The organism is Vibrio sp. B181a, from assembly GCF_030248375.1.
Taxonomy (GTDB): Bacteria; Pseudomonadota; Gammaproteobacteria; order Enterobacterales; family Vibrionaceae; genus Vibrio; species Vibrio campbellii.
On sequence record NZ_JAHGAD010000036.1, the window covers coordinates 96,311 to 115,674 of the forward strand.

Genomic DNA, 19,364 nt, shown 5'->3' on the forward strand with positions numbered 1-19,364 from the left:
CCTCGACACCCTTCCATTCTGCTCAAACTCGTTGTTTCTTTGGTCAACGTAGTTTGTTATTTTGTTTGCTTATTAAGCAAGGAGGCGCACATTAGCGCCAGCAAGTCTATATTTCCACTCGACTTTGTAATTGTGACGATAGAAATGGCTTTTCTTGCTGTTCGTCCAAAATGTCCAATAACGGAGCTGGACGAGCAAAGAAATACCCTTGCACTTTATCCACCTCACACGCTTTTACAAAGTCATACTCCGCTTGTGTCTCAACCCCTTCAGCCACCACCTCACAATGGGTGATATGGCCCAGTTTCGCCACCAACTCGTAGAGATCCTTTCCTTTCTTATCGTTGGCATCCAGTAAGAGCGAGCGGTCAAGTTTGATCTTATCAAACGGGTATTTGAGCAAATGCGGGAACGAGGCATAGCCAGTACCAAAGTCATCCATTGCAATACGAATGCCTTGAGCTTGCAACGCTTCCATCGTTTTAATCAAGAATACCTTGTTGCTGAGAATCGCTTCTTCCGTGATCTCAATCTCCAGCCATTCTGGCGAGATACCGTAATGGGCCAAACGCGATAACAAATGCGGCACAAACTCTTCTTGCTCGATCGTCGCCACCGCAATGTTGATGGCAATACGACGATCTTTCGATAAGTTCATTTGCTGCATGTCTGCCAAGACTTTCTCAATCACCAGCTTATCCAGTAATGGCATCGAGTTAAGCATCTGGAAATCACTCACAAATGTCGGTGGGCATAACTTGCCATCTTTATCGATGTAACGTAGCAGAGCTTCATACGAGAACTCGTTAATATTTTTCGTCGACTGCAGTTTTTGATAGAACATCACTAACTCCCCTTCGCGCAAAATCGTAGTTAAACGCTTCTGGGCTGTCGACTTACTGATGCTTGAGTTGTTCGATGCTTTTACATTACTTAGCAATGTTTTAAAGATAGAGCTTTCTATCCCAGAATAAGCCGTATTGGCGCGGAACTGCGCTGAATATTTCCCCGCGTATGCCAAGTAAAATGGTCGATAGATGAAAATACCCAAAACAATGATCAGCGCTTGCAAGATCGAGCCTTCGATTTGATTCCCCATTGCCATGTAACCACTGAACAGTGGTGGCGTCATCCAGTTCACAATGTTTTCAACTGGCGGAACAAGACCCGATGAAATACACAAGAAGGTAATGACAAAACTCACTAACGGCACCAGCACGAAAGGGATGATCAAAATCGGGTTGAAGATGATTGGCAAACCAAACAACAACACTTCGTTGATGTTAAAAATAACCAGTGGCATTGCCGCCAGAGCCAACATCAAATGGTTACGCTCTTTAGCGAACATCAACACACAGAGAAGCAAGCTTATCGAGTTCCCCGAGCCACCCATCGACATAAATGCATCATAAAAACCTTGGCTGATGACATTCAGTGACGCCTCTCCGGCTTGCCATGCCATCATATTCGCTTCGGTCGCGGCGAATATCTGCTGCTTAATCGCAAACAACAAGTTATGTCCGTTGATACCAATCGAGCCGAGCAAGCCCAGCACGGTTTGGTACATAAGACCACCTTTGAACGTTAATGGATCAACACCGAGTCCGCGAACCATACCACCAGCCAATGCCATAAAGATTGCCGTGAAATGGGACATCACGAGCGCAACAAGCACAAACAAGAAAAAGTGCACCACATGCTTAAGCAGTCGTGATGAAAAATCGAGGGCTTGAGGCTCTAACAAACGTATCTTAAAGATGCTGCAGTAAACGTACGTCATTGTGGCACTCAATAGCGCCAACAGCGGGTTATTTGGCAACATGTACATCTGTGAAAGGCTGCCATTCTCTATGGAGATCAAGTAGAACATGATCAACGAATAGATGATGAACACCGCACTAGAAACATTGGTTTTGTGGGAAAGGTAATAACCCGCCACCACACAGAATGCACTCGGGTACAAGTTGATCAGGATATCTGACACGTGAAACAGCAACTGGGACAAATCCATTAAACCAGTAAAACGGAAGACGTGCCCAAAAAATACTGCCAACGCATTAGAGAGAATCAAAGGCAGCAGTAGCAATGCGATCGACGCCAAGTCCGTTAAATAGGATTTGGACGCGGACTGCCACTGCCCCATCAATGCGAATAGGCGTTGAGAAGGAGCAAATTTGATTTTAAAGCCAGTTTGCATGAAGCATCTTAATGATAAACGTGATAGAGATTCAGCGGTTTAATAAACAGCCATACGTGCAACCTTTACCGCGATGCCGTCGCTTCCATAGGAAACTAGCTATTGCGGTACGGACTATCTGAGTAGTCTTAATTGGTGTTTTTATTATGTATTTTAAGCAACAAGCGGAAGTTGTCTGAGGGCAGATTGCGCGCGTAATTTAACGATTATATGCGCCTCGATCCATTAAGATATTTTATCGTTACGACAAATGAACAATAAAAATAACCCCCACCTTTGATTGGTGAGGGTTTACATTGAGCTGGTGATTATTGAGCGAGAACTTAATGCTCCGAGTTCATTGGAAATCGTTGCTCATAAAGCTCCATAAAGTCTTTGCGAATCAGGTGTTCTAAGTGGTTGGCTTTATCTGTCGGACAGAAAATCATGATGTGCACGATTTGCTCACCATTGATGTTGCTTGAGATATGGATATGCGGCTCAGCCCCCGGAAGATCGACACCAGCGTGCTTCTCGATCATCGCGTTATAACGGTGTGCAACATCGGCAAAATAACTGCAATGTTCGTCAATCTTATCGGTCAGTAACGGCAAAAGTGGGTATAGGTTGACGAAGTCTTTCACCACAACAGAAAAGTCATGGTAAACGTAACGCTTCATAAAGTTGAGGTTCTTCACTGGGTAGGTGAAAAACATACTGTTAGGCAACGTCGCGGTTTTCCCCGTGAAGTGGTATTGCCCATGGTGCAAGTCGATTTCTTGAATCACTGTCGCCATCATGTTGTGCTCAATCACTTCGCCACACAGCTTGCCGACTTCAATCCAGTCACCAATGCGAAATGAACGCGAACTGGCTCGTTGAATCGAACCGGTAAAACAAAGAATAATCTCTTTGGATGCAACAACAATCGCCACTGCAATAGCTGTAACGCTTAGGGCAAACTCGCTGATTTCTGATTGCCATAAGATGAACAACAGGATCAGCGTAAGCGCGAACGTGCCGTTTTTGGTTCTCGACATCCAGCTGCGTTGTTCTTCGGTAATGAAGGCATCGTCGCCACGAATTCGAGACAGAATCAAACGACGCAGAACAATGATGAACAGCAGGATTAATGCGGAAAATAAAATTTTGTGAGTGAGAAGAAAATCGACGACTAACTGCACTTTCTCCATTACCCGACTCCCTGTTTGGTTTGGATAGGTTGACCTTTGATGCTAACTATCGCTCAGAAAACAGATAACTAGCTTGCGAGAGGACAACCTTACCAAATTATTCAGTCGGTTGTCCCAGTTCGCTCTCTTTAAATACGATAAACGCACGGCGGTTTAAAACATTGGCTTCTGGAGATTCTTCGTTGATCACAGGTTGAAGCTCACCAAAGGCTTTTACTTCCCACACAAACTGCGATGGATCGAGTTTCGTTTTGAGGTACGCCACTACGGTTTGTGCTCTTCGCTCCGCCAGTTGTTCATTATAAGAGAGCGAGCCCACTTGGTCGGTATGACCAGCCACCATAATGCTACCTTCTAAACCTTGCAGTGTTGCGATGAAATCATCTAATTGTGAAAGGTCTTCCGGTTTTAATTCCGACTTATCGAAATCAAAGTGTGGTGTCATCGCCATGTAGATCTTACGTTCTGGTTTTGGCGGCTCACAGAAAGGCATCTCTTCATACTTCTTCGCCTCTTCAAACATCACGTAAGCACGACGGTTTTCGGCGCGAGCTTGATCCGATTTACCCAACGCTAGCGGCTGCGACTCACCAAAGTGTTTCACTTCCCAATCGTATTGCTCTGGGTTGAGTTGTTGCTGAAGATACGCCTCTACCGATTCAGCACGGCGCATAGACAGCTTCTCATTATATTCGTCAGAGCCTTTAAAGTCGGTGTGACCAACAATCGTAATACGCCCGGCCAAGTCTTGAATATCACGGATGAACGCATCTAGGCTTGCCGCATCGGCTTCACGAATGATGGATTTATCGAAGTCAAAATGCTCAGCAACCGCAATATGGATTTCGCGTTGCGGTGCTAAACATTCACTGATCAAAAACTTGGAGACATTGACATCAGCAAACTTTTCTCGGTTCTCTTGGCTAACATACGCATCTGCCGAGCAACCTGCCAATATTGCCCCTGCGATCATGCCGCTTAACAAACGAATCGTCGTTTTCATATCGCCCTCTTATAACTTACCAACTAGGTTAATGAACACGCCTGATGCGTCGTAATCGTCATCATTCGCTAGGTTGCCATCAAAGCCTGAGAAGTTGTAACCCACACCGACTTTGAAGTTGTCGCTCAAATGTTTGTTAACCGAAACCAATGCGCCCTGCTCTAGCTCGTCGTAGGTGCTGTCCGTCTTCCAGTGGTACTCACCAGTAACGTCCCAATCTTTCATAACACGGTAAGAGGCACTCAAACCGTAGAGAGAAATTTTACTGTCGACTGGAATGTCTTCGCCTGACTGCCGAGTGAAGATTTCATGCTTGTCCTTGTAAGCGTATTTCGCGCCTAAATCCCAGTTTGCATCCAGCGAGTAGATACCTTCGATTTCGATGATATGACTTTCTTCATCTTTGTAATCCACATCGCGGTTAAGTTGGTCGAAGTCCACCAAATAGGTGTAGCGAGAGAGTACGTTCAAACGGTCGTTGTAGATTGGGCGATATGCTAAACCTGCGGTCGACTCAATAAAACGAGCCAACACTTTATCGCTCGATTTGCTCTCTGAGCGTGAGTAGTTGAACTTACCAAACAAGGTGTACTCTTCCGTTAGATGATGTGTGTAACGGTTAGTCGTCACCCATTGGTCGACACGTTTTTTATCTGGGTCTGCGGAATCATCGGTCTTGTCGACACGGTACTCGACTTTGTTCTTGAACAATACGTCATCCACATCAATCGAAGTGCTCACACTCACGGCTTGGCGCTCTGTGGTGATCTTCTGATCGTCTTCGATTTCGCCTTTTTGATAGCCAATCCCCATGTCGATGTCGTCGTTCATGTCGTAACCAAAACCAAACGAGTCAATACGACCTTTGCCGTTGTTCTCATCTACAAATTGGTTTTCTTGGTAGAAATCGACGGTTGAAGTCAGGTCTGCACGTTGGCCGACAATTACGTTGTTTTTGCCTTCGTAAGTGTCATCTACGTAGGTTAAGTAGGTGCTGTAATCTTCCGTTACGTCATACGTCACGCTCGCTTCTGCGGCATCGCCGCGATCACCCGTGGTGTATTCCGCGCCAACGACAAAGTCTTCTAGAATGCGCGTTTCACCACCTAGTGTGACGCTGTCGTTCTCGTCGTATTCGTCAGTTTGACCTACGGTTTTCTGACCTTTGATGTACACGTTGTTGTCGCTGTCCCAGATGTAGTCAGCACGCAGGCCTGCTAAGGTTCCTTTGCCTTTTTCATCTTGGTTGTTTAGCTCTTCAACTTGTTTACCCGCTGCCGAGATCTTAATGTGTTTGGTAACTTTAACTTGGGTTTCCAATTCCGCTTGCTGGGTATCGGTTCGCAAATCACCATCGGATTCACGCTCTTCAACCGAGGTAAAGCGCGTCTTCACGGCAACTCGGTCAGTGGCTTGAAAACGAATTTCAGTACCGTAAGACTCTTGCTCTAAGTCGTCATCTTGGCTGGCAAAACTGTAACCTGCGTCTTTGGATTTGTACCAAGCTTTAACGTCGTTACCCACCGCAGAGAATACGTTTGGTGCTAAGTCGTAGAGGTTCATCACCCCTTTCACTTGGTAGATATCACCTTCACGATCTTCCGCGTTGCTGCCAATTGGGGTAAAGGTTAAACCGCCATCGAAAGAAACGTAGTTGGAATCGGTTTGACGACCTTTACTGTGTCCGAATTCGGCTTTCAAGTACGTACCTTCTGATGCACGCAAGGTTAAATCCGTGCCGTACGCTTCGTAATCTTGGTTGTCTTTTTCTTCGGTTTGGTAGTTTGCGCCCACACCAATGTAGTCGTTCACCCAACCTTTCACACGACCACCAGCAGTCATTGCGTCAAGTGCGTCACTGCCTTGAGGAACGTATTCGTAGTCCACCGAAAGGTAGTTGTCATAGCCAGATGCTGGTTGGTCGTTGATAACAGTACCAAAGTGATCCGAAATGATGTTGTTCAGCGGTCTGGTCAGAATAATGCGACCTTGGTACGGATCGATTTCATAGTCACGTCCCGATTGCAGCGGCATTTCTTGCACAGTGATGCTGCTGTCTGGGTCGACAACTTTCACCATCACTTTGTCACTGCCTGGTACCACTTCACCATGGCGCAAGAAGTACAACGAACCACCAGTACCTAGGAATTCATCGTGAGCGAAGAGTGAGTCAGATTCAGCCGCAAAGCCGACAATGTTTAGGCGATCTTCACCAAACTTGGTGGTTGAGCGAGTACGGTAATCACCTTTGAAGCCGTATAAACTACGGTTGTAATCGTTGTTGTCGGTGCCAGTAATGCCGGTGTTGTAGTTACCCCACAAGACATTGGATTTGTCGTACTCAACGTTGAGGTAAACCTTACCTTTGGTGTTCACCACTTTGTAGATGTTGGAGCTGTCACCATAGTTGCCGTAATACATCTCATCGTCGTCTTCGAGAATATCGAATACGCTGGAAGAATCAGAGGCAAATGGGTTCTTAAACATATCTCGAACTTCACTCTCTTTAGTATCAAAGTGAGTGGTCACTCTGAGTTTGTCGCCAAACTTACCCTGACCAAAGTACGCCAAGCGCCCTTGATTATAGATGTCATCTTGGTATTGCTCGTCTACGGCTAATGCGGCGGAGTTACCCGTTACTTTGTTTTTACCAATGTAGAAGTCTGCAAGACCGGCTTGCACCCAATATTCATCAGGAATACGCACGTACAGTTGGTAACGACGCTCTTCACCACTGTCGAATACCACACGAGTTGGGAACAGATACGCATCTGCTGGCAAGTATTGTTCTGCGTATAACTCGCCCTCTTCCACATCAAACTCGTCTTCGCCAATCACAACTTTATCGACGCCTTTTAATCCTGTACCCATGAACCTTGCCAGACCCGCAGAGGTAGGAATGTTGTGACGCATCAACTGAGCTTTACCGAGCTTGCGGCTTTGCTCTTCTTCACCGTCGTTCTTATCGATATCGACTTCAGAATCTGGCTCGACAAGGTCAATTACACCAACCGTCGTCACGTCCATGTTGCCGTCTTTATCGAAGGCTTTTAAACGGAACAACAACTGCGTGTTGGATTCAAATTGATACTCTTGGTCGGTCGTGCCATCCCAAACAATGTTGAAATCGTTCGCAAATTGCTGGCCTTCTACCACTGCTAAAGGATCAACCAAGCCACGGTCACCACCACGGAAGACCTCCAGTTGGTAATGGTCAACGTAGTAGCTGAAGTTGGTTGTGATAGCGAAGCTCATTTCTTGTAATGGCTTGCCATCTTTCACTTCAACATCACTGCTAATGCTCAGGTCAAGTACCGGATCAAATCGCATGATGTCGCGGCTTACCCAAATCGCACCTTGGTCTAGGTAGATACGGGAGTTATCCGTTTGTTCGTGAGCTTTTACTTCAATACCCAGTGAGTCACTGTCAAGTTTCTCCAATTGGCTGGTGTCTTTCGCGTACGAAAGTATCGGCAACGCAGCCGCGATACACATTGTCAGTTTTGATTGTCTAAATCTAATCATAATAATCCTGCTTAACCGCTTGAGTGGTGGGCTGGGACTCGCCCAGCCTGCGTCTGTACTGCGAACGGTTAATCATCCCCACTGCTTTGAATACTGAAGTTAAATTTCGTCAGTTTGTTTGGTGTGATTCGGCGTACTTTCGGGTTCTCACTGACCACCCTCATGCCTGTCGGTAGCGAGTCTGTGTCGACTTTGACCAAGAACTGTTTACCTTTTTTATTCAACACCCACTGATCTGGAACGTGGTATCGACCATATTGGTCTGTCTCGATGATGATGCCTTCGACCGTTAGCAGTCGAACGCCTGGGATACCGTCTTCGTAAAGTCCTTTGTTCTCTACGATGATTTCCCATAGGTACATATCACCATCTCGGTAGAGGTTTCTCACCACGTCGATGTTCTCTGCCGACAGACCTTTTTTCTTATCTCCTTTGTGCTTGGTAATCGCGTTACCTTGCTTATCAAACTCGATGTGCGTGCCGTTATACGTTGTCACCTTGAACGGGAAACCTTGGCGAGTTCGTGTATTAAACTGGAACACCACTTTGTTGTTGTGTTCGAGGGTACGGTTACGAGATAGACCGAACAGCTCATCGACTTCATAACCTTTATCTACACTCGACATCACGACGTCTTGGCCTTTGTGCTTCACCTTCACATCTTTCAGTTGGGTTTCAACACCATCTTGAGTAATGAAGGTCGACCCCGGTACGTAGTCGCCCGCGGCAAGGTCGACATCGATGTAAATGTCATCTGCCGTTGCGTCTGCTTGGAAACCGTCACCGTTGTGGTCTTCGAACACCTTACCGATGATTGAAGCGGTATCGAATACCTTATCTGGCATGACTTCGACCGTCGCACTGGCGAGGTTCGACTTCACAACGTAGTTGGTCGTGGTGTTTTGTGCCGAGAAGCTTTCTGCCGGTGGCGCTTCAGCCCATGCGGTGTTGATGTAAACGCCAAAGGTGGCACCAACACTAACACGCATTAGGTAGCGAATACGTACCGCATCAGCGGTTTTCGAATCGCCCTTGCCGTAAATATTCATGTCGCCTACTTCGAAGAACAGTTGATTGGTCTTCGTTGGTTCTACGGTGATTTGGATATCATCCGAGGTATCAAATACGCCATCAGGGCCACTGTTAACCATCTCAGTCGAGTCTGGGATGTAAGCAAAGCCGCCCGGATAGCGGTCAACCAAACGTACCCCCGTGAATGGGTTGTCGTTTTCATTGGTAATCACGACTTCGTATTCGACGACTTCACCAACGCTCGCTTCTGACTTGCTCGCTACCTTGGTCACTTTCAGCATGCCTTCGTTGTAAGCTTGCTTCTTAACCTTGATCGTGACGTTGGCGGAAGCGACTTCACCTGTCGATGCTTTTGCGGTAAAGACGTTCGTGAAGTTGTCATCAATGCCTTGGTTGATTTCACCCGTCACTACGATTTCGTATTCATTACCTTGGTACGCCTTCATGGTGTGGTTTGAATCGACGTTGCTATCTGAATCGACAGAAACCACCACACCAGACTTAAGCTCAGTGATAGTCGCTTTCCATGTGGTGAACAATGGATTGCCGTTGTTACCAATAAGCTTATCGATTTCATCCAACAGGTTGACGCTTTCTGCATCCGCAGAGCCTCGGTTGGTCGCCGTCATCGTGAAGGTAATTTCATCGTCGTCGTTGGTGTATTCCGCTTTATCTGCCACCTTAGTCACCGACAAAATGATCGGCAGTGGTTTGATAGTTGCGAAGTCATCCGCCAGAACATCGCTCTCTGACTTGTCGTAGGCATACGCGTGGTTGGTGATTTCTCCCATCGCATCCGCGTTGACAACACCTGTGATTTCAATCTCCAACTTATCGTTTGGCGCAATAATCACACGGCTATTTACATCCAAATTGTCACCTTGAATCTGTGGTAACACGATGGTGCGATCGTCACTGTAGGAGCTGGTCATACTCCAACTGGTAAACGCTGGCGCTTCGGTGTCATGAATCGTATTCACCTTCAACTCAGAGATAATATCCTTAAGCACTATCTCTTCGGTAAACGATCCAGATTCATTACTTAACACCACGTGGTAAGTGACGTTTTCACCCGGACGGTAGTACTCATCATCGACGGTCTTCTCTAGCTTGACCGACTCTGGCATCGCCAATAGCATAGCGCTTGCTTCTTGAGTTTCACCGCGGAACAACGCACTTGCCGTGTTCTCAATCTCGCCCGTTGCGTATTGATTCACCAAACCAGTGATAACGAACTCCACTTCATCATTTGCTGCAATCGTCAGCGTTGAATCGATGTCCGTATTTACGCTCGGAATGTTTGTGATATCAGTATCTGAACTGCCCTTATTGACTTCGATACGCCAAGAGTCGAACGCTTTTACTGTGGTTCCATCCAAACGATCCACTTCTAAGTCACTGATGGCATCTTTCACTTCTACGCCAGTTGCCGAAACGGTTCCCTCGTTCTTCACTTTGACGCGGAAGGTGGCTTCTTTGCCTGGAACGTAATACTCGGTGTCCGCCGTTTTCTCGATTGAGATACCTTGTGACTGAGGTTGAATGGTCGCGCTCGATTGCTGCACAGTGCCATTCAAGTCCGCAATAGCCGTGTTGGTGATTTCACTCGCTGCTAATGGGTTTGTTTTCACTGTAATGGTGAACTCAACAATATCGTGAGGCGCAATATCGATCACTGAGCGAATGTCTTGATTATCGACAGGCATTGGTGTGATCGTGGTACGACTGTCCGCGTTGGTCGTTTTAATCGTCCAGCTTTCAAACGCTCGCTCATTAACACCGTAGATGTTGGTCGCTTTGATGCCCGATAGGATGTCATCCAGTTCGATGTCGTTATCGAAACCATCGGTGCCGTTGTAAACACGAACATGGAACACCGCTTCCTCACCCGGAATATAGTTTGGTGACTCTGCGGTTTTCTCAATCCAAACTTCTTCAGGTAAGCTTTCTAGCGTCGCGGTTGCATCGAGGGTTGCTCCACCAAACTCTGCCGTTGCGGTATTCACGATGTTTGCAACCGCGCTACTGTTCACCGTACCTGTGATGGCAAATTCAACCGTGTCGCCTGGTGCGATATCAAGGTTGGTAGAAATATCACCATTTGGCCCCGGCACCGTTTCAATGTCAGTGCGCGGGTCACCCTTGCTGGTAACGATCGTCCAATCATTTAACGCTGGTTCCATTGCACCACCAGAGGTTTCCACTTCAAGTGACGAAATGATGTCCTCGACTTTTACATCTGCCGCAAAACCAGAACCATTGTTGGTCACTTTGATACGGAATGTGGAGAACTGCCCCGGCTGGTAATAACGCTCATCGGTCGTTTTCTCTAAAACAATATCACCCGGACGTGGCTTGATAGTGGCAGTTGCGGTCACGTCTTTACTGTTGTGGTTCAATGTCGCTTGGTTAACGATGTCGCCCGTCGCTTCCGTATTGACTAAGCCAATAACGTAAAGGGTGATGGTATCGTTTGGCGCGAGATCGATGTTGTAATCAATGTTCTGATCGACGACGAGTGAGTTAGCGTCGACTGTGGTCAGCGAGCTTCCCGTTACGTATTGAACCGCCCATTGCAAGAAAGCTTGGTTCGCCGAGCCATCAATGGTATTCACGGTGAGCGCACCAATTTCATCTTTCAGGTTGATGTCATTCGCGTAGCTGTTGCCTTCATTGACAATTTTCAGGATGTAACCTGCCGCTTGGTTGGGGCTATAAAACTCTACCATTGGCTCTTTGGTGAAGGTTAAATCTGGAATCTTTGCCGTACTGGTGGCTTCGGCTGTCTTGATCGTGCCGTTATAATCCACTGCAACTTGGTTGGTGACATCTCCTACGACTTCAGGATCTAGCTCCCCTTCTACGCTCAGAGTCACAACGTCATTTGGGCCAATATCTAAACTGCCGTCTATGAACTCCCCCGTCGCCGATGGGAACTTGGTTTCTCCCGTTTGTGAAGATGCATTGAAGAAGATGGTGCCAGATTCAAACGCTTTTACTGTCGTGCCAGTAATACTGGTCGAAGTGATGTCGTTTACAAAATCTTTGACTTGAACGTCATTCGCCCAGTTGGCTGTGGTGTTCTCAATCTTGATGGTATAAGTCAGCGTATCGCCTGATTCATATTGGCTCTTATCGACCGTCTTCTCGACGGTCAAATCAGCAGTAGCCGCCTTATAGGTCGCAGCCGCTGTTTGGGAGCCGCTTGAATCGCTCACTTCCACTACGTTGGTGATATCGCCAACAAGGTCCGCTTTGACGATACCTTCAACATGAAGTTTCACTGTGTGGTCTGGATGGATGTTGTAGCGGATTTGGTAGCCACTATCACCTTTGACCTCTGAACCCGTAATCGGCTTCGTTAAGTCAGGAACTGTACCCTCCACGCTCGTATAGGCATCAAACCAAGAGTCAAATGCACGAACAGGTAACGTAGAACCCGCCTTCTCGGTTCGGATCGTTTTCCAAAGATCAGAGATCAACACATCCGTCGCGTAACCCTGTCCCACGTTTTTCACTTCAATATCGAAGCCAATGGTGTCGCCAGGATGGTAAATCGCAGGAGTGATTGAGGTAACCTTGGTTACTTCGAGACTTCCTGGCTCTGGAACAATGACTTTTTCTTTGAGGTTGTAGGTAAAGTAATTGGTTCCTGAGTTCAGTTTGCCTTGTAGTTGGTTTGTAAACTCACCAACCGCATCATCACGAACGTGGCCCTCAACTGTGATTAAGATTTCCGTGTAAGTATCATCTGCGGCTTTCCCGCCCATCTGAACGGTCACATCAATATCTGTGTTTGGAGCAATAGAATTAAGATTACTGATGTCTGTATAAGCAGGGTTGCCATCAGTAATCACTTGAGCACTGACCGTCCAATCCTTCAGAGCAACTTGCTCTGAGCCATCAGCGACTTCAACTTTGTAGTCAGAAATAATGTCTCGGATATCAATCAGCTCATTATTTGCCGTCTCGTTACGAACACGCATTTGATAGTGGACTTCAGAACCCGGCGTGTAGGTTGGTGTGTCTGTTGATTTTTGGGCAATAAGGCTCGACGTACCAGGATCTAAAACGACGGCATTACTATCAACACCATTGATTTTAGCCACGTTGGTAATCGTCCCCGTCGCATCCGCTGCTACTGTACCGTCAATTTCAAACACAACGGTGTCGCCTGGCATCAAATCGAACGCAGCATTCAGTGGTACGGTTCCTTGGTAGTTACCCGTAATGGAGAATCGATCTGCATCCGGTGCACTCACGATCGCAACGCTGTAATCTTTGAACGCAGGCTTACCATCAGATGTATCAATGCTGTTCAGTTCATCAACAATCGTCGCACCATTAGTAATACTCTCACCCACGTTGGTCACGCTAACTTGGTATTGAACTTGACCGTTCGGGTTGTAGTGACAATCGGTGCCTGTTGTTGATGGGAAGGTACATGTACCACTGTCTGCGGTTGTATTCAGAACTGCTTTTTCAAAGTCCAATATCGGCACTGCTGGCGGAATGACATCTGTTGTATCACTGTGATTGCCAGCTTTACCTGTGTTGCCATCAATATCGCCTAGCGCATCTGGGCGAACCTTACCTGTAACCGTAAACTCAATAACTTCTTCTGGTGCAATATCAACGAGTAGGTCAAGATCGTCCGTCGCATCGTAAGGTTCAACGTAGGTGTCCTGCGTTCCTGTCGTGCCCGCAGAAGTGAAAACATGTGAAATGTTCGTCTCAGAAAATGCAGACTTAGTTGTACCTCCAATCACCTCAACACGAACATTAGAAACGATATCTTGAATAGCCGTTTGATCTCGCCACACAGGCTCCGTATTGGTCACGGTGAACTTATAGATCACCTCATCTTCAGGTTTGTAGGTGTCACCGGATACATAAGATTTGCCATCAATAGAGACAATTTCTTTACTGACTGAAAGGTTGCTACCCTCCGGCGTTACTTTTGCTGAATGAAAGTTGCTGCCATTGTATTTTGGTGTCGCAACGATTTGGTCAAGTGCGTCTTGGCGGATCTGTGACTCCATCACAAAGTCAATCCAACCACCAGGCGCAATCGACAGCGTAGAGATATCAATGTCCGCATTTGGACCACCAGTATATCCATCAATCAACGTGGTCGCTTCGCCAGAAGTTGTTGCGGTAACTGTCCATCCATACTGACCAAATGCTGGCAGAGTTTGAGAATCCGATTCGCCCGCGGCGTTTTGCGCGACACGCACTTTGACATTAGAGAACAGCTCTTTCAGTGATTTGTTGTACTCCAAGCCCTTACCATTGTTCTCAATCCGCAGGTGGTAGACGATCTTCTCGCTGTCAGTCGTATGGTTGTATGTGGTCTTGTGTGTAGCAAGCGTTGTATCTGTATACGCTTTATGCGTTTTAGAGATACTTGCTGGCAGCATACTCACTGGCTCGGATGGTAAGTTATGGCTGTTATCAACGACCGCAACGTTCAGGATTTGCCCTACTGCTTGCTCGCTGATCTTCGCTTTAATGGTGTACTTAACAAAGGTGCCACCAGCAACAAACTCGTTTGCTGCAAGATCGAAGCTAGTATCAATGTCGGCATTGTTGACGACTTTACCGGCATTGCTGATCGTACTAGCATCGACGCTGGTCGTTATCGTCCATGAATCAAATGCACGCCCTTTAACACCGCCAAAATAGTCAGTTTTAATTTTGCTGATTTCATCTTTAATTGGCATCTGATTGATGTGAACATTGTTCAGGTTCTTCAATAAGATTTCGTATTCGATGTAACCACCAGGCGTGTACCCACCGCTTAACTCGGTTGTGCCATCCTGATCGTAGATTTTGGTGACATGTTTAGAGAAGTCGTACTTCTCTGCAGAGGCTTTGGTCTCCGCACTGACCGTATCGCCATCAACCGTTAATAAGTTCAGAATGTTGCCCACTGCGTTATCATTGACTTTTGCAGTCACGACATACTCAATCTTGGTCCCCGTTGGGATGGAGGCGTGGGTATCGATATCGACGTTATCCGCAATTTTGCCATCGAGATCTAGAATCGCTTTACTGCTGCCACTCACAATGCGTGGCGCTACCGTCCAGCCTGAATCAAATGCTTTATCATTAGTGCCATCAATAAGGTCAACTTTAATCTCAGACAGTCGATCAATCACCGGAATGTTATAAGCGTTACCTTTACCATCGTTTTCAATTGTTAAGCGGTAAACGAGCGGTTGCCCTGGCTCATAGCTTGCTTGGTCAACTGTTTTACTAAACGAAAGGTGGTAGCTATTTGGAACGACAGTAATGCCGCCAATCGTAATCGTACCGACCGCATCTTCACGGACTACACCCTCAACCTGATAGGTAACGGAGTCTCCGCCTGCTACATCGATGGTGGTCGTAATGTTTTGGTTGTCTGCAACTGTGCCGTCCAAGGTACCATCTGTCGTACCATTTCCGCCGTTAGTATCGTCTTTGCTGACATCAACGCTAAAGCCGGCTGCAAACGGGGTTGCCGTGGTTCCATCAAGGAGCTGAGTCGTTACACCCGTGATGTTTTCGTTTACACCGTGGTCGTTCACGTAGCCCGTTTGCGAGGAGATAGTAACTTGGTAGGTAAGCGTATCACCTGGTGAATAGAAGTTGGATTCCACACCGTTAACCAGTAACTTTCTAACGACATCGCCGCCGTTGTACGCGCGCTCCATCTCATGGTGGGATACGTGAGACTCTTCGGTCACTTGACCAAAGTCACGATACACGTAAGCATCATTTTCAATTTTATTGTTCAGGTTTCCCACTGAGTCTTGAGAACCAATGACATTATCTTTAACTCGCGCTTTGATTCGGAAAGTACGAAGTTCTCCAGCCTCAAGTGTCATCGTGTTAGACGCATCACCCGGTGGATAGATGAAATCATCATTCGTTTGTGGCTGGAAACCAGCGCCATCATCGTAATCAAACTGCCAGTATTCAAATGGCTTCTGGTTTGGGTAGTCTGCGTAGTGGTTATCTTTTTTGTTAGCGAGAACCGATCGAATTTCATTCAATAAATCGACAACTTTTAGACCAACTTCTGGGTTAGCACCGTTGTTTAGAACACGAATTTCATAGGTCACATCATCGCCAGGGATAAAGCGGACTTTATCGGCGGTCTTCAAAATTGAAACGTTGAGTGAATCCCCCGTCTTACTACCAATTTGTGCAGAGGATGATTGATTCAGATTGGTGGAAGGGTCATATATCTCTGCCGTATTAGAGATTTCATCTTCGGCATAGTCGTTTTTAACTTTACCGCTAATGGTATAAACAACAGCACCTTCCGCTCCATTGATTCGAGGATCTAGATCAATGTAGCTATTGATGTTGCCGTTATTTGGAAAGCCTGATTTTTCACCTTCATAACTACCTGTTTTAAAAGGAGAGTTATTCGAGTCAGTAGACGCTGTAATTGTCCATTCTGAGAATGCATTTAGGCCGATAATATCGTCTGTTACATGCACTTCGTTGGCATAACCTGGGCCCGTGTTCAAAATTGTGACATTGAAGCTCACCCACTGACCTGGAACAAACGCATTATCGGGCGTGGTTTTAGCAACAATCACTTTCGGGTCGTGAGGATAAACCACGACCGTGTCAGAAGCTGAGTTCTGAATGCTTGAGTCTGGTGTCTTTATTTCCGCAGTATTATCAAACCGAGTAAATAGGATTTCATCTTCGTTAGTTCGGTCGATTTGCGCAACGATCGTGTACAGCACTTCAACGTTTGGTGGGATCTGAGCGGTGGTATCTAAGTCTGTATTATCAGCGAACGTGCCGACATATGTATAAGCTGGATTCCCGTTGAGTATAGAATCATCAGAGATAATCTCGGCGCTGATCGTCCAAGATTTAAATACCGCTTTCGTTTTTCCATCCGGCTCTAAAACACCCGCAGTAATTGTTGATAATACATCTTTCACCGCAACGTTTGTCGCAAAGCCGTTTTCTTTGTCGTTTTTAAGGCTGATTTGGTAAGTCACCTCAGTATCAAGCTTAGAGTACGCGGTTTGATCACCATGGAAACCTTTATCGGTATTGGTCTTAACGCGCTTATTAAGCTCGATGGCAAAGTCACGCGGGTCGGAGCCGCGGTCAGCATAAACAGAGCCATCCACTGTCACTTCATTAGAAATGTGGCCATTTGCAAGAGGATCTGTCTTTGCAACTATGGTGTATTCGATATAAGAATGAGGCTCAAGTGTCGCGATAACATTCAAATTATTAGGATAATTCACTTCACCCGAGATACCGGTATCAGAAGCGGTCGCAGCAGTGCCATCATCTTTAAAAGCCGCAGCAGTAATCTTCCAATCCGAGTATGCTTCGATATCACCGCCATAAATGTCTTTTGTTGTTACTGAATGGAGGTCATCTAAAACCTGAACTTGGTTTGCAAAACCATCGCCATCGTTGGTCACTGTGATGGTGTAAGTCAGCGCCTGCCCTGAAGAGTAGAAACGGCTGTCGACGTCTTTACTTGCGCGTAAGTTATCGTCTGGAGTTTGAACACCCGATCCCTCTTCTGTGACATTATCGTTAGAACAACTTGGGTTGTTATCAAGAATTAAGCCCGTGCTAGTATCATTCGTTTTGGCCGTCAGTTTGTACTTGATGGTTTTACCCGGCGCGATGTCTGGCGTAAGCGAAAGCGGACTGGACGTCCAAGTTCCATAGCTAAAAGATCCCGGATCCGAACCTATCGAGTCCTCACCAGAAATGACATCAACTTTCCACTTTTCAAAAGCCTGGCCATCCCCAGCACCACCCGCTTGCTCAGTAATCACACATGTTAAGTTATCTTGAACCAGAAGGTTGTTCGCGAAGTACTTTGAAGAGCCATTGGTGACAGTAATTTCATACTCAATTTCTCCACCAGGTACGTATTCAGACGCTGATGTGGTCTTCGTAATTGAAATATCTGAGTCCGTTACGGTTAACACTTTTTCTGCATCAACCGTGCTGGAGATTGTCGAGTTTTGTACCAATGAACCTGATTCATCCGTGACTGAAGCCGTAAAACCTTGCAAAGTGCCGATGGTGATTGAGGTTAAAGTTGCTTTAATTTGATAGGTGATTGACTCACCCGGGTAGATAGAAACGGTATCGTCGAAGTCCACATCCGTTTGTGGGCTACCTTGGTAGTCTGAGAGTGAGTTACTGCCGATGCCTGAAACCGTGATGTTCCAAGTAGCAAATGGATTCCCATCTACATCGGTGTTGTTGTATGAAGGAGATAAGTTGTTGGCGAGACCATTGCTACTAACTAAATCGTTAATATTCTGTTTTACGTGGTAATTATGAGCAATTGCGCCACCGTTGTTCGTCACCTTCAACTCAAAATCGACCTCACCATTAATCAAATATGGCGACGTTGAGTTGATTGTATGCTCGAGTTCGATATCAGGATCTGCCGGAGGGGTGGAAAGCGCATTACTGTCGACATTTCCGGCACGAGTAGTGGAAGTCGCTTGAGTATCAATGTTGGAGAGCAGATCGGATGCAACCGTCGCGGTGATAGTGTAAGTGATGTAGCCACCGACAGAGATCTCCGCGTCAGTGACAGATAAATCGCCAGTAGTCGCAAACGTACCCGCATTACTGCCAGACGAAGCTACCGCGCTGATCGTAACGTTACTAAATGCATTCCCTGTCGAACCATCGAGCTTTTGTCCTACGAGAGACGCAAAGTCTTGCTCAATATCTAAACCTTTAACAGCATAACTGCCATTGTTGGTTGCGGTTAAAGAGTACGTGAGCGTGCCACCGACGTTATATTCCTCAGGGGATACAAAAGCATCGAGAGTATAATTATATTCAGCAGGTTCGAAGGTAACGGTATCAGTATTGGTAAAAGTGGTTTCTGTGCCAGAAACCGTCCCTTTTACTTCGGTACCGCCCAGCGTAATGCTCTCCGCCGCATCGTCAGAAATCCTTGCTTCTATTTGATAGGTAACACGACCAAAAGGAAGTAAGTTCGCTCCAGTAACACTGAGGTTACTGTCACTTGAGGTATAAGAGCCAGGGGCTGTGCCTAATGTATGAGAATCCGATATGGTCAAACTGCTGAAAGCTCTATTCGAACCAGACATTACATCCCAAATCGCATTGGTCACGGAGACATCACTGATAGTGCTCGCTGTCGTATTTTTTACTTCAACAGAGTACGTAATGACGGCACCGTTTTCATAAGGTAACCCAATAGTGGGACTAGTAGATATAACGATTTCACCTGCCGCCAAAGCTTGAACAGGAAATAAAACCATCAGTAAGAATAGGGCTAGATAACGTTGAACAATTGGCACAATACTTTTCCAACTCATACAAAATATTAATTATTCATCCATTTATGACAAAGCTAACGATAGCGTCAAAAACAAAGCGCCGAGATATTGGCGATAGAGAG

General features: G+C 46.3%; 5 protein-coding genes. All 5 read right to left on the reverse strand.

The features are described 5' to 3' along the window. Positions 1-106 precede the first annotated feature (106 nt). The 5 genes from KIO97_RS16375 to KIO97_RS16395 all read right to left on the reverse strand — a co-directional run bounded on the left by KIO97_RS16375 (position 107) and on the right by KIO97_RS16395 (position 19,281). Entirely contained in the window at positions 107-2,197 is a 2,091-nt protein-coding gene (locus KIO97_RS16375; protein WP_045370675.1) for an EAL domain-containing protein, read from the reverse strand. Between the two features lie 323 nt (positions 2,198-2,520). Then, positions 2,521-3,369: a mechanosensitive ion channel family protein gene (locus KIO97_RS16380; RefSeq protein WP_038889132.1), complete on the reverse strand. Its 849-nt coding sequence runs from the start codon at positions 3,367-3,369 to the stop codon at positions 2,521-2,523. Positions 3,370-3,466: 97 nt separating this feature from the next. Then, the gene (locus KIO97_RS16385; RefSeq protein WP_285383452.1) at positions 3,467-4,372 is read right to left on the reverse strand and encodes an OmpA family protein; all 906 of its coding nucleotides are present in this window, start codon (positions 4,370-4,372) and stop codon (positions 3,467-3,469) included. A gap of 9 nt (positions 4,373-4,381) precedes the next feature. Next, entirely contained in the window at positions 4,382-7,897 is a 3,516-nt protein-coding gene (locus KIO97_RS16390; protein WP_285383453.1) for a hypothetical protein, read from the reverse strand. 68 nt (positions 7,898-7,965) lie between these two features. Then, on the reverse strand, positions 7,966-19,281 hold the full coding sequence (locus tag KIO97_RS16395) for a hypothetical protein (protein ID WP_373417326.1): 11,316 nt from the start codon (positions 19,279-19,281) through the stop codon (positions 7,966-7,968). Between the last annotated feature and the right edge of the window lie 83 nt (positions 19,282-19,364).